Raw genomic sequence first — 12,802 nt, 5'->3', positions numbered from 1 at the left:
GACACCGAGCCGATTCGGTATCGCCGCCCCAATCCTGACGGTCAGTTCTCCGGTAACATTCTTGATGAGGCAATGCGGGGTCAATTTTGGACGCCGATCCCCCGGCTTAGGGGGTCAATATTGCAGGCCGAATGACACCTTGCGGGCGCGCATCTCATCCAAGCCTTTGGCGTAGATGGCAAGGCCGGCCCGCAGCGCGGTCTCATCGAGTCGCACCAGGGTATCTCCGGCGCGAACATGATCGCCTTCGCGGACCAGCAATTCTCCAACGATGCCGCCGGTCAGATGTTGGACTTTCTTCACATTGGAATCGACGACAACCGATCCGGATGCAGTAACTGCGCCTGACAATTCCGTGGTGGCGGCCCAGCCGCCGATGCCGCCGGTCAGTACGAGCGCGATAACCATTCCGCCGATCAGATGGTGGCGCAGGCTGCGGTCTTCGCCGCGAAATGTGCTCTCGGTCATGTCGATGCCGCGGTTTGAGGAACGACCTTGAATGGCCCTGCGGGGGGTGGTTCTCGTCGGGTCAGCATCGACAACACTTCGTCCTTGGGGCCAAAGGTTTGCTGCCTGCCGTTGGCCATCGTCATTACGAAGTCGACGGCGGCGAGCGCGCTCGATCGGTGCGCGACGATCACGACGATGCCGCCCCGAGCCCGAACCGCGAGGATCGCGCGGGTCAACGCCTCTTCGCCTTCGGCGTCCAGGTTCGAGTTGGGTTCATCCAGCACGACCAGGAAGGGATCCGCATACAGCGCGCGGGCGAGTGCAACGCGCTGCCTTTGGCCGGCGGAGAGGCGCGCGCCCTGTTCGCCGATCTGGGTGTTGTATCCCTCCGGCAAGCCGACGATGAGCTGATGGACGCCGGCTGCGTGTGCGGCCGCGAGCACCATTTCCATCGGCGGGTTCGGGACAAATCTCGCGATGTTCTCGGCGACGGTGCCTTCGAACAGCTCGACGTCCTGCGGCAGATATCCGATGTGATTTCCGAGCGTCTCGGAGGACCATTGCTCCAGCGCCGCGCCGTCCAGTCGGACGACACCGCGCAATGGCGGCCATGCGCCGACCAGCGCCCGGACCAACGAGGATTTTCCCGATCCGCTGGCGCCAATGATCCCGAGCGCGCTGCCCGCCTTGAGGACGAAATTGACGTCGGTGGCCAGCAGCTTTTCGAATTCCGGAGCGGTGACGGACAGTTTTTCCGCAAGCAGCGTGCGGCTCGGCGCGGGCAGGGGCACCTGCGCCGCGGGCGCGGGGATGGCTGCCAGCAGTTTTTCGAGACGCCGCCAACTCTGACGCGCCGCAACGAAACTCCTCCAGTTGGCGATCGCGAGGTCGACGGGCGCGAGCGCGCGGCCGGTCAGGATCGAGCTGGCAATGATGATCCCGCCGGATGCCTCCTGGTGAATGACGAGATAGGCGCCGACCGCGAGGACGGCTGATTGCAGCATTATGCGCAGCATGCGTCCGACGACGCCGAAACCGCCCGAGATGTCGCCGGCGATTTTCTGCTGCCGGCGATAGGCATCGCCGAGCTCGCGCCAGCGCGCGAGCAAACGCGCGGACATCCCCATCGCAACCAGGACTTCCGCGTTGCGTCGGCTCGCCTCGGCGAGTCGGTTGCGCGCGGCGGCATGGTTCGACGCTCTTTGCACCGAGCGACGGGACAGGCGATCAGTGAGCAGCGTCAGGATCACCAGCACGAGCGCGCCGCCGAGCACGGTGCCGCCGATCAGCGGGTGGAACGCAAAGCAGATCACGAGATAGATAGGCAGCCATGGCAAATCGAACAGCGCCGGCAGGCCAGCCCCCGATAGCACCGACCTGATGGTGTCGAGGTCCCGGACCGGCTGCAGCCCGTCGCCGCCGCCGCGCGTGCGGAGCGGCAGACGTATCACGAGATCATAGACGCGGTCGCTGACACGCCAGTCGATCTGGTTTCCGATCCGAAGCAGCATGCGTCCACGCGTCAGCTCCAGGATACCCTGGAAGACGAACAGCATGGCTGCAATGACGCTGAGACCGACAAGCGTGGGCACGCTGCGGCTCGGCAGCACGCGATCATAGACTTCCAGCATGAACAGCGAACCGGTCAGGCTCAGCAGGTTGATTAGTCCGCTGAACATCGCGATTGCGATCAGCGCGGCGCGGCAGGATGCTAGCGCTATACGCAATTCCGATTCCGCGGCAGGACGGTTTGCTTGCGCGATTGGCATCACGGGGAATTGCTCCGCAGGTTGCAGGTGAGGGGCGCGGTTTGAAAGCATGGATGCGGAGGCGGGGAAGAACCCGCGCCTCCGCAAGTCCAAGGGCAAGTCCACGGCTTGGTGACGGACGGGGAATGGCCCGTCCGTCATGATCGCCATCAGACCAGATACTGGTGGATCAGTTGTAGCTGACCACCCTCGACCTGTTCGCCGCCGACGTTGAAGTGGGCCTGGGTATCGATCAGGTAGACGTTCTCACCGGCGTAGCCGAGGATGTGCGAGACGTCGATGACGCCGGACGATTCCTCGTCCTGGGTCAGGAAGTTCGCGCCGCCCGAAGTGAAGCGGCTCGGATCGTGCTCGGCGAGCTGCGTCAGCTTGTCGGTTGCCGGATCGTACTGCCAGACCTTGCCGAGATGCGCATTGTTGCCGACGTCCTCGCAGAGAACGATCTTGCCGTTCGCGTCGACCGTGAGGTTGTCGAACATCTGCTGCCCTTCGGTGCCGTTGAGCAGCAGCTTGATGGTGCCGCCCGCGGCCGGGTTGCTGGCATCGTTGAAATCCAACGCCCACAGCCGGCTCGGAGCATTGAAGGCGTCCGTCGTCACGAAGTAGAAGCGGTTCGGGTTGAGCGTGTCCCAGGCGCCGTCTTCCGGACGAAGGAAGCTGGTGACGCCGGCGGCCTCGCTTGCCGCATCGATCTGAGCGCCGGTCATGCCGCTGACGTCGCCGAGATCGATCATCGAGAAGGTCGACTTCTCGTCCGTCCCGAGCGGGGAGGCGGTGTTCGGCTCGTTGTTGTTCAACGCGCCTTCCAACTCGCTGACGTGAATGCCGAAGAAATGGCCGCCGGTCAGGCCGGCCTTCTCGACGGCGTTACCGGTTGCCTTCTTGTCGCCGGCATAGAAATAGACCTGACCGTTCTGGCCATCGTCCAACGCCGCGACCACGGTCTTGTCGCCGGTATGCGCATTGGCAACCACGTTCTCGAAGGACATGTTGCCGAGCCAGGCGAGCTCATAGCTATTGCCGTCCTGCGCGCCGCCTACGATATGGGCGAATGCCCGCCCTTCGACACCGGACTCTTCACCGTTGAGATAGAGCCTGCCGTTGAAGCCGAGACCGGTTTGCGCATTGTAGAACGCGCTCTGATCGGCAAGGTCGGCGGAGCAGAATCGGTTGAACGATACCGGGCTGTTGCCGGCGTTGTGGTCGACATAGCTGTTGGTCGTCGTGTCGTAGAGCCAGACGTCGTGGATGAGGTCCTTGCCTGACACCGCCTGCAGCGTGGTCTTGTCGAACACCCATTCCGAGATGAACGCGCCGGTGGCGCCATGGGCGCGCGCGACGCCCAGGTTTCCGCCGAGCTCGTGGTTCATCAGCACGGTGAAGGTCCCGTCGCCATTGTCGAATGCGCCAAGCCCGTCGGGAATGCCGGCCATCTTGTAGCCGCCCACGCTGTCACCCGCCGTCAGCAATGACTGGGTGTAGACATGGGAGTCGCTGCTGAGGAGGTAGGGCGTCTGCGAGCTTGACGGACCCTTGACTTCATCTGCGATGATGAACTGTTCGGCATGAAGGCTCGAGATACGCGTATTCTCGATGACGAGCTTGTCGCCGTTGCCGAAGCTGATCTGAACGTCGTGACCGAGCTGTCGGGCGGAGTCGATCAGCGCCTGAAAAGAGGCGACATGGAAGTCGCGGATATCGATGCGATCGCCGCGATCGAGGTGCTCGATCGTGTGGACGCCCATGCCCTTGCGGAACAGAAACTTGTCATTGCCGTCGCCGCCACTGAGTTCGTCTTTGCCGGCGCCACCAAACAGCAGATCCCGTCCGGTGCCGCCGAACAGGCGGTCATTACCTTCGCCGCCGATCAGGGCATCGTTACCCTTTCCACCGAACAGCGTGTCGTTGCCTTTGCCTCCGTCGATCAGATCATCGCCCCGAAGGCCGAAGATGATGTCATTGCGGTCCGACCCGAAAAGATCGTCGTCGCTTTTCGTTCCGAACAGCTTCTTGCCGCCGTGGTGATGCGCGTGATGGTATTGATGACGTCCTGACATTGCTTTCCCCTGGAAAATGGATCGTAGCCCGGTCCGTTAACCAATCGGCCGTGACGGTCGCGCGACATCGGGATGAAGTTGCAATCGCTAGAGGCGGAAACTCGCCCATCTGCGGCAAATGATGTCGATTTTCTCGGGAAATTCGGCTTGTTTTAGTTGCGTGACAAAGAGTCGCGGTGTGTTGGTGCCTTGTGGAAAAATTGGCAAATCGGGCGGCTCTTGCGAGGCCACGGCTTGCCCGGTTCGTTTGAGCGTCTCGCACAAAACGAGCGGAGAGGCACTGGCGCTGACCTCGCGGCCGGCTTATCGTTGTGCAATGCGATTGAAATCAAGCATCTGGGTGTCCGCATATCTGCGGCGCTGCCAGACGGAAGGCGTGTTCGGTGCGGTGCGCCGGCGCGGCGCGGAGGAGGCGGGGGCGGTGTTCGTCAAGGTGGCGCTGCTCGACGGCAACGCCATGCTTTACACGCCCGCGCCGCAGACAGCCTATGAAGACAGCCGGCCGTTCGACCGCATCTTCGTGCCGATGACGAAGGAGCCGGTACCGGAATCATCGGTGGAGCAACGGCTTGCCAAGGAAATCCGGTTCGATCCCGATGTCTGGGTCGTCGAGACCGAGGACAAGGCCGGACGGCACTTTCTGGAGCTGGCGAAGGGTTAGAGCGTTTTCGAGCGAAGCATGCCCTCGGACTTGATCCGAGGGTGGAGACCGGTTCGCGTGAAGAAAACGCGTCAAAACAAGAATCTAGAGCTTCGGTTCTGATTCAATCAGAACCGAAAATGCTCTAGCGTCCGGAGCTCTGCGAGCGGATCGCGGGCGCATCGCCCGGCTGACCCGCCGGGCGCCTATCGACAGATGTGGAGCGTGCGCGATGGCGTTCGTCATCGTAGAGCGAGGGGCGATATTTGGCGCGCGCGACCGCCATGGTCGAGCCGCGCCATGCAGCGAGCATAATGAGCGCCGTGCGCTCGCTCAGCCGATCGTACATTCGCGACAAGCGGAATACATAGTGCACCGATGAACCCAACGCCGGATTGAGGAACATCAGCACCCGCTGGAACGCCGGGCTCGGCATGTTCAACGCTCTCGCCGCGCAGGCCAGCGGCTCGCCGCCGGGATCATTAACCACCTGCTCGGCGATGCGCGACGGCAGGATCAGGGCTTCGCCGACCTCGCGCGCGAAATTCTCGATGTCTTCGGCGAAGGCCGCCATTTCCAGGATTTCGATGGCGCGCGCGGCGCGCGCTGCAGGAATCCGGGCTGATGCCTTCAGCGGCGTCTGCACGATGTTCTGCAGGATCTGGACCCGTTCGCTGGCCGTCGCGGCGAAGAACATGTCGGTGATCTCTGCGGCATCGTTGGGCCGCATTGCGAGGCTCGCTGCCATCCGAAGCTGCGCTTCGGTCGGGGGTTGGACCGGCAATGGTGGAGACGGCGGCCCAGCGATTTCAGCGGCGACGGGCAACTGCTGGTCCGGGTCAGTGCGCCGCAGGCTAAGCTTGCCGAGAAGCTCCTCCGGCGTCGCCGGATAGACCGAGAGCCGCGCCCGCACCGCCGCGCGCGTCGCATCGTCCACCTGGTCGATCAGGCGCGAGGCAAGTTCGACGAACTGCCGCTCTTCATCAGCCGAATGAGCCTTGGCCTGCACATAGAGGTCGGTGAGCACGCGCAGCAGCGTCGGACGGATGTCGACGCCCTCGCGACGAGAGAGGGTCATCAGCCCGTCGAGGCCTGGAATGACTGGAGCTGCGCTCATGGGAAGGCGTACGCGACTTTCGAGAATGCGCAAAACGTTCTGACGCCAGCCTATGTCGGCGGCTTTAAGAGCCGGTTAATATTAACCACTCCTAAGCGATTGAATTAAAATGCCTCCGGTCCCCGTTTTTTGGGGTCGCCGGGACCGTCTGTTTACTGCCCGTTCTGCTCCCGAAATTGCTTCCGGGCCTTCATCACCCGACGGTGCGCCTCGACTTGGTCGCGGTCGTAGACGTCGGTGGTTTCTTCCTTGGCATGGCCCGCCAGCTTGCGGCGGTCGTCCTTCGACGCCCCGGCCTTGCCGCCCTCAGTGATCCCGCCGGCCCGGAAGTCCCGGTTCCACATGCCCTTGGGCAGCCCCGCCGCCTTGAAGTCGGTTCGCCAGCCATTTTGGTAGGTCTGCCGGACATAGGGCAGCCCGGTGTCCGGGTTAACGATGAGCGGGCCAGTCCGCTTGTCCTGCGGAATCTTGGCCAGCTCCTCGCAGACCATCGGGCAGGCGGCGAGGTCGAACGAAACCGTCACCTCGGTGGTGTCCTCGGTCTTTGTCGGCTTGACCTTCGCCAGAATCAGATTGTTGTCGATTGCCGCCCATGTCGGACCTATCCACTTCCTGCCGTAGCCAAGCACGGCCGAGGGCCGGGGGTCGTCGAGATCGACCCATTGCCCGATCACGTCCCATTGCCGCAGGGTCGTCTCGAACTGGATGGCGTAGGCAAGAGCGCGGCGAGGAGCCCCTGCCGCGTGCGCCGCTCGGCGGGCCGCGCTGATCTGCTCCGCTGTGGGGGCGAAGGTTCGCGGCTTCAGGGCCTCGAACTCCATTTCCCGGAGCATCGCCTGAAATTCGATGCAGCCCCGAATCCGGCAAACGACGCCAAACGACAATGCTGCTTTCAGGACAGCCAGCGCCATGCGAGCAGCACCAAGCTGGTCAGTTTTTGCGTTGGGCTTGTCGGGGTTCGGCTCCACGGCTCTAGCCTCGAGATGATCTCCTCGACGCTGTCGATCGACGCAAAGACCTTCTCGGGCGTCAGGACTTCAATGTTGATCAGCGCGTTCACAGCGGACTCCTCATCGATACCAGCTTCGCTTTCGCTTGGCCGTAGAGTTTCAGCGTCAGTTGATCCAAGGACTCGACGCGGCAGGCCCGGCAGACCTTCGCCTCATCGGCGCGGACTTCCTTAATGAGATCGCGTAGTTCCTTGAGCTGCTGATCGGTCACGCCCGCAATCGCCTTCTCGCCGGTCGCTCCGCGCAATGTGTCGTTCCTCGAACTAGAAGCCGGCGAGTGTCAGTTCGAGTGCTCGCCAGATGACGTCGAGACGAGGGACTTCGTCTTCTGCGGCAATCCGGTTCGCGATGAGGATTGTCGCTTCTGCGGCTTCCACGCGCAGATCGTCTACAAGAGCTGAGCTATGGCCGTGGTCGAGCGCAACGGGATTATGTCGACGCCCGGCGTGGGCCCGTCGGTGCACGAAGTGCGCGAGCAACAGATGCTTGCACTTCCAGCGCCGGGCCCGGCGGCATCGCTGATCGGCATGTCGAAGCTGATCATCAAGGCGGTGCTGCAGACGCATCGACTGCACAAGGACGATTTCTTCGGGCCGTATCGGTGGTCGTACCTCATCGAGGCGCGGATGGATGCCGCGCATCGACTGCGAGCTGCTGGGTTCAGCGTGAACCAGATCGCCCGCATCATGAAGCGCAATCACACGACGATCCTGAATTACTTCCCCGATCTGCGGGACGCGAAACGCCGTCGACTGAACGAGCGAATGATTTTGCGCAAGCTGGACCCTGAGCTGTGCCCGGTGGTGAAGACGATCGCCGCGGCCGAGGGCGTCACTATCGAAATTCTCATCGCGCAATGGATTGGCGAGCGAGCGAGATACGAAATCAGCCAACACAATGGAGTCGATCATCATGATGATCACGTTGAAACGAGTGAAGGTGAAAGCGCTGCAGGCCTACAAGGAGGGCCGGCTGATGGCGCAGCACCCGAAGAAGGACCAGCGCTGCTGCATGTACAAGCAGGGTGAGCGCGGCTGTGCGGTCGGCGTGGCACTGACGAAGAAGGCGCACAAAGAAATCGACGCGAGGCTCCTCAACTACAGCGCGGTCGGCGCTCTGGCAAAGATGGACTCGATCAAGTTCATCCCGGATGAGTTCGCCGAGATCGGCCAACTGCAGGCACTGCACGACAAATGGTGTTCCGAGTCGCATGAGTCCGGCGCGCGCAGTGTCGCATCCCGTAGAGCCCGGGACATTTTTTTGGCTGCGCTCAAGTCGTGAGCCGGCGAACTAAGGAGAGAAGGCAATGGAGACTATTCTGCAACCCGAATTCATCATCGGGCTCGCTGAAGCGGAGACGCTTTCGGGCGACATCCGCGATGCGCTGCTCACGCACGTTCGCACGATCAAGGTGCCGTGGGCGATGCTGGCCGAAGACGAGCAGCAGGAAGCCATCGACGCGATCCAGAAGACGGCGGCCGACTCGGTTCGGAAGATCGCCGGCATCATGGCGCAGCGCGGCTTCCCGCACATCGTTGTCAGCACCGGCAAGTGGACTGTCTCCGCCATCGCTTCCATCTTCAAGAGGTAAGACCATGCTTTGGGTCATCCTGACCGCGCCATGGGTCATCGTGGCTGCGTATCTCCTGCTGCGGCCGGCGCTCCATGCCGTCCCAGCGTTCAAGCACTTCTACGACGAGGCTGACACCTTCTGGGGCAAGGTGTGGGCGGTCTGTGGCAAGTCCATCACCGTGCTGTGGGGATATTTCCTCGCCTTCGTGAGCGCGCTTCGCATCGGCCGGCCCGGCGGTTAATCGTCGGATGAAGGCAGCGCTAATGCTTTACGGGCGGAGTCTCATCGAGGACGCCGCTGACGTCCGGTTCGTCAATTCCCTCATCGTCAGATCGGTTGCACCCGCACGGCATCCCCGCCCCGCACTGACAGCCAAGCTCTCCACTCCAGGCGAGGTTTGGATGGTTCTCGCAGACCCAGCCGACGCCGAAGCAGATCGGACACTTAGGATTCGTCACGCTTAAGCCCTTTGAACGAGCTTGCGCGCAGCAAGCCCTCCGACGTGATGTCTCGGTACTCAACGTCGGCAACGAACTTCGGTTCTACCCAGGTGGCCTTTGGCTTCCTGACGGGCTTAGTGAGCTTTGATTTCGGGCTAACTACCGTTTCGAGCTGTTTCCTGATTTGACTGGAAACCGTACGGGACCATCCCGTCCCGACCTTTCCCAAGTATCGCAGCTGTTTGCCCTCCTGCTTGCCCAGGTACAGGGCCGCGACACCACTGGGGTCCTTGATGAAGCCGATGACCGGGAATTGCCCCCGGTGGACGGTCTTGATTTTCAGCCAGCCTTCGTTGCGATCTGACCGATACGGCGCATCAGCACGTTTGGAGACAATGCCCTCATAGTGCAGCTTAGCCGCATGCTCGAAGAGCTGCTGGCCGTGACCCTGGACGTGCTCGCTGAAAACTATTGGCGGCTCGAGCTGGTAGGTGTTGAACAGCTCCTGCAGCATGGCCTTCCGCTCGATCTGCGGCGTCTTGCGAAGGTCTTTGCCATCGAGCCAGAGAAGGTCGAAAGCGTAGTATAGCAACCGATCCTGATCGCCTCTGGCGAGGTCCGCCTGCAATTCGGAGAAGTTGGTGCGACCTTCATGGACCACCACTATTTCCCCGTCCACAATAGCTTGACCGGGGAGGTCGAACGCGCCGGCGATAACCGAGAAGCGTTTCGTCCAGTCGAGGCCAGTACGGGTATAGGTCTTCGCCTTTCCTTTGTTCCGATGGAGCTGGATTCGGTAGCCGTCGTATTTGATCTCGTGGAGCCACTGGTCGCCCGCCGGAGCCTTCGAGCGAAGGGTGGCAAGCTGAGGCTTAATAAAGCCAGGCATTTCGGGAAAATTGGTACGCTTCACAACGCAACTCACAAAAAACCCGCCGTCAATGCGGCGGGCAGTTTAACCATCTTTCTCCCACGAGTCCTTAACGCTCAGAGCACATCCCCGTTCCTTCAGCCGCCCATGTGTAGGTCCGCTGTTGGGCCGACAGGAACTGCGCGCAGATTAACGAATTGGCTAGGGAGCAAGCTCGAACCGTATGGTGGTCACAGGCTGCTCAGGATCTATTTTCCGGTAGTATTTTTCCAGATCCTTCTGAAGCTCCGACACGCTATGGAAGCCTTCCCACTGGGCGTGCAGATCGGAAAGCTCCTTATATGGTTCGGTGATAACGGAGAGGATCTTCACCTTCAATGTATTGGCCCCATCCGTGAGGTCAATGTGGTCTCCCTCGACCGTTGCAACTCCCAAACGGATTGTGGCTGTCTTCTTGCCTTCGCTAGCGGATCGAAAGTCTTCGGTACTGACTTTGATGCGACGTTTATAGGTGAACTGTCGGTTCACGATTCCCATTTCGATCTCCGTTATTTCGATCCCGGAAACTTGAATTTGCCAGTAAGCAGATAATAGGCGATCGCCCCAAGCACCGCGCTGAAGATCGCCAGAATTAGGCCAGGTGCCATGTTGTCCCTTACAATCACCAAGGCGGTTCCGAAAAAGGAAGTCGCCACCAGCGCGAGCAATATCCCGAAGAATGAGCGCGACCAGGATTTGGATACTTGGAGGTCTAGCGTGAACTCGGGGCCTACAGGATAGCGTTTGGCGTCCGAAGGAGAAGTAGCAAACTGTATGACGCAATTTTGCGCTGCTACCCTTTCTGTCGAACCGATTTCCTCTTCAATGACGATGTGACCATACCTCCGTAAGGATTCCGTTCTACCATTCAGGGCGGCCAAAGGGTCGGCAGTACACGAGAGCACCACTTCCCGGACCTCCAGGTCCGCTGTGCGGGGCTTCTGTTCAGCCTCGGGCAATCTACTTTCAATTTCGATGGTCAGCCAATCAAGCTCCTTGACGGGAAATATCGCCTTGCTCATCCCGCCAGAATGTAGTCGCTCCTCAACCTCGGGACTTACCATTTGGCCGTGCTCGCCAGATCCGATCTTCGAGATCCTCCAGAACGAATCGCCAGCAAATTGGGATGGGGCGGCCCCGAGGTTGTTCACGATAGCCGCCCAGTTCTCGGAGGTTTTGCCTTCACACAAAGCCCGATATTGGTCGTCCAGATCAGATACCGAGACCCAGTTGGAGAAGGGCACTTCGTTGGCCTCAACGAGGGGGCGTAAGATCGATTGAAGAGCCTGCTGGTTTGGAGCTGGGTAACCCTGCATCTGAAGATAGAGGTAATAACGGTCAGTGGGTCGAGAGACGGTCCGAACCGTAGCCAATCGAGTGCCGACCCACAGGCCACCATCCAACTTCACGATTCCCGTTGGATCCTCACCGCACTTCTGATAGCCATCCGGCTGAACATAAACCAGCAGCGCATTCACATTTGCAGCCCGCTCGGCTTGTTCCAAGCCTGCCGGCGAGAAATATTTCGCTTTGTAGTCATAGCGACAGATGCTTCCTGCCGGCATAGCCAGGATTTTGTGCACGTCGCGGTAGTAGTCCCGCCGAGTAGCGGTGTCGAAAATCACCCAGAACATCTTTGCTTTCTTTTCCTTGTGCGGGGAGGTAGGGGACTCGTTCTAACAAATGCCGTTAGGGCCGCTGAACGGCGTTCCGAATTGAGGGCTTTCGTCAAGTATTTTGACCGCCAATGCTCCAGAATCGTCGGTACGGATACCCCCTGAGCAGAGCAGGAGCGACCATTTCTCAGTGCCTTGAGGTGGGACGGATCAAGGGTCCCGAAATACACTCCTTTTGCATACGCACTTTTGAGGATCGGGTCAGAAGGAATGTTGCAGTTCCTCATCGCGACTCGAAGCACGTGGATGGGGCGAACCGACTTTGAGAATTCACCTTCCGAAGCGCTGACAAAGTTTGGAAGGAAGTCGCGGGCCGCGCTCAAGGTCGCTGGGCCGAAAGCAAGGGTGGAGTAGCCACTCGTTTGGCCGATCCGGGCAAACAGACCTCCCGGACGCAATCCGATCCGATTCAGTATTGCGCAATGGAGACCGGTGGCTGAGGTCGCAACGACACCGAGTAACTCTGATCGATAGCGCCGGCGAACCTCCTTCGCGACGACATCGCTAAAGACCAGCGCCGCGATTAGCTTGCCACCCAGCAGTATGTTGTACGGCGGAATGGCGACGATGGTGGCCAAATCCATAACCCTTCGCAACCCACGGTCCTTGATACTTCTCCGGCTAGAACCGGACCACATGAGATAGGCGTCCCTAGCGCCCATAGTGTACGGCCCACTTGTGAGTTCGAACACTCCCATAAGCCGCTTTGGCTGCTGCCCGACGTCGTAGACTAGACACCGAAGCTGCCGGCCGACGCGGTTTGTGGTCGGCACACGCTGAAAGAGCTTGCAGTAGCGGAACAGCTCATGATCCGCAGCCGTGGCGCAAAACTTGATCTGTGGATGGATCTTGTGAGGGTCAATTCCGGAGTCGGCCAAGAGCTGGCGGCAGCCCCGAGTTTCCATTTTGTCGACGAATGGTCTCTCATTCTCGATCTGCTCGAGCCGAAGCCCTCGCATCACGCGCTCCTGAGTTTCACGGCTCGGAGGAGTGATCAACCATCCTGACTTTGAAGGAGCAACAACGCGGAAGCCAGCGGCCTTCAAATCTCGACGCAGCCTCTCCCGAAAAACCGCCTTCTTGCGCTCTAGCAGTCTGCTGAAAAACCTTAAAATGGAGAGTTTTCGTCTTCTCGGCGGTTGTTGTTGGAGCGGCGGGGT

At 60.5% G+C, this 12,802-nt stretch carries 16 protein-coding genes and 2 pseudogenes; 6 read left to right on the top strand and 12 right to left on the bottom strand.

Going from position 1 to position 12,802, the window contains the following annotated elements; translation table 11 throughout:
* Positions 1-138: 138 nt before the first annotated feature.
* The 4 genes and pseudogenes from ACZXDY_RS42040 to ACZXDY_RS42025 all read right to left on the bottom strand — a co-directional run.
* Positions 139-468 (bottom strand): annotated as a pseudogene (locus ACZXDY_RS42040) (HlyD family type I secretion periplasmic adaptor subunit); the annotation flags it as partial.
* Positions 465-2,219 (bottom strand): type I secretion system permease/ATPase, encoded by a 1,755-nt coding sequence (locus ACZXDY_RS42035; RefSeq protein WP_051396978.1) that lies wholly within the window; start codon positions 2,217-2,219, stop codon positions 465-467. The pseudogene ACZXDY_RS42040 and the gene ACZXDY_RS42035, both read right to left, overlap by 4 nt.
* Before the next feature lie 149 nt (positions 2,220-2,368).
* Complete coding sequence (locus tag ACZXDY_RS42030) at positions 2,369-3,964, bottom strand: phytase (RefSeq protein ID WP_464349535.1); 1,596 nt, start codon at positions 3,962-3,964, stop codon at positions 2,369-2,371.
* Positions 3,965-4,033: 69 nt separating this feature from the next.
* Positions 4,034-4,276, bottom strand: a pseudogene (locus ACZXDY_RS42025) (calcium-binding protein); the annotation flags it as partial.
* 316 nt (positions 4,277-4,592) lie between these two features.
* Here ACZXDY_RS42025 and ACZXDY_RS42020 point away from each other — a divergent pair.
* Complete coding sequence (locus ACZXDY_RS42020; RefSeq protein WP_464349534.1) at positions 4,593-4,937, top strand: DUF1491 family protein; 345 nt, start codon at positions 4,593-4,595, stop codon at positions 4,935-4,937.
* Positions 4,938-5,061: 124 nt separating this feature from the next.
* On the opposite strand, the gene ACZXDY_RS42015 is transcribed toward ACZXDY_RS42020, so the two are convergent.
* From ACZXDY_RS42015 to ACZXDY_RS42000, 4 genes are all read right to left on the bottom strand, one after another.
* Positions 5,062-5,994: a DUF2336 domain-containing protein gene (locus tag ACZXDY_RS42015; protein WP_464349533.1), complete on the bottom strand. Its 933-nt coding sequence runs from the start codon at positions 5,992-5,994 to the stop codon at positions 5,062-5,064.
* Positions 5,995-6,185: 191 nt separating this feature from the next.
* Positions 6,186-6,944 (bottom strand): hypothetical protein, encoded by a 759-nt coding sequence (locus tag ACZXDY_RS42010; RefSeq protein WP_464349532.1) that lies wholly within the window; start codon positions 6,942-6,944, stop codon positions 6,186-6,188.
* Positions 6,926-7,093 carry a hypothetical protein gene (locus ACZXDY_RS42005; RefSeq protein ID WP_464349531.1) on the bottom strand — a complete coding sequence of 56 codons (168 nt, stop codon included), beginning with the start codon at positions 7,091-7,093 and terminating at the stop codon, positions 6,926-6,928. The genes ACZXDY_RS42010 and ACZXDY_RS42005 overlap by 19 nt, the downstream gene beginning before the upstream one ends.
* Positions 7,090-7,290 carry a hypothetical protein gene (locus tag ACZXDY_RS42000; protein ID WP_464349530.1) on the bottom strand — a complete coding sequence of 67 codons (201 nt, stop codon included), beginning with the start codon at positions 7,288-7,290 and terminating at the stop codon, positions 7,090-7,092. The genes ACZXDY_RS42005 and ACZXDY_RS42000 overlap by 4 nt, the downstream gene beginning before the upstream one ends.
* Position 7,291: 1 nt before the next feature.
* On the opposite strand from ACZXDY_RS42000, the gene ACZXDY_RS41995 reads away from it, so the two are divergent.
* The 5 genes from ACZXDY_RS41995 to ACZXDY_RS41975 are packed head-to-tail and all read left to right on the top strand — an operon-like array spanning position 7,292 to position 8,857.
* A complete protein-coding gene (locus ACZXDY_RS41995; protein ID WP_464349529.1) occupies positions 7,292-7,444 on the top strand; it encodes a GcrA family cell cycle regulator in 153 nt (50 codons plus the stop codon).
* Positions 7,445-7,447: 3 nt separating this feature from the next.
* Positions 7,448-8,071, top strand: coding sequence for a hypothetical protein (locus ACZXDY_RS41990; protein WP_464349528.1), 624 nt, complete (start codon positions 7,448-7,450; stop codon positions 8,069-8,071).
* A complete protein-coding gene (locus tag ACZXDY_RS41985; RefSeq protein WP_464349527.1) occupies positions 8,019-8,324 on the top strand; it encodes a hypothetical protein in 306 nt (101 codons plus the stop codon). Before ACZXDY_RS41990 ends, ACZXDY_RS41985 begins: the two co-directional genes overlap by 53 nt.
* 25 nt (positions 8,325-8,349) lie before the next feature.
* The gene (locus ACZXDY_RS41980) at positions 8,350-8,634 is read left to right on the top strand and encodes a hypothetical protein (protein WP_464349526.1); all 285 of its coding nucleotides are present in this window, start codon (positions 8,350-8,352) and stop codon (positions 8,632-8,634) included.
* Positions 8,635-8,638: 4 nt separating this feature from the next.
* Positions 8,639-8,857 (top strand): hypothetical protein, encoded by a 219-nt coding sequence (locus ACZXDY_RS41975; protein ID WP_464349525.1) that lies wholly within the window; start codon positions 8,639-8,641, stop codon positions 8,855-8,857.
* Positions 8,858-9,060: 203 nt separating this feature from the next.
* Here ACZXDY_RS41975 and ligD read toward each other — a convergent pair whose 3' ends face one another.
* The 4 genes from ligD to ACZXDY_RS41955 all read right to left on the bottom strand — a co-directional run.
* Positions 9,061-9,969 carry a non-homologous end-joining DNA ligase gene (gene ligD, locus ACZXDY_RS41970; RefSeq protein ID WP_464349524.1) on the bottom strand — a complete coding sequence of 303 codons (909 nt, stop codon included), beginning with the start codon at positions 9,967-9,969 and terminating at the stop codon, positions 9,061-9,063.
* 159 nt (positions 9,970-10,128) lie between these two features.
* Positions 10,129-10,464: an ASCH domain-containing protein gene (locus tag ACZXDY_RS41965; protein WP_464349523.1), complete on the bottom strand. Its 336-nt coding sequence runs from the start codon at positions 10,462-10,464 to the stop codon at positions 10,129-10,131.
* Between the two features lie 11 nt (positions 10,465-10,475).
* Entirely contained in the window at positions 10,476-11,600 is a 1,125-nt protein-coding gene (locus ACZXDY_RS41960; RefSeq protein ID WP_464349522.1) for a hypothetical protein, read from the bottom strand.
* On the bottom strand, positions 11,588-12,802 hold a 1,215-nt coding region (locus ACZXDY_RS41955), incomplete at its 5' end, for a Druantia anti-phage system protein DruA (protein ID WP_464349521.1). The genes ACZXDY_RS41960 and ACZXDY_RS41955, both read right to left, overlap by 13 nt.

The organism is Bradyrhizobium sp. LeoB3, assembly GCF_055456055.1.
Note: the sequence above shows the minus strand (reverse complement) of the source record. Positions and strands in the feature narration are given on the sequence as shown.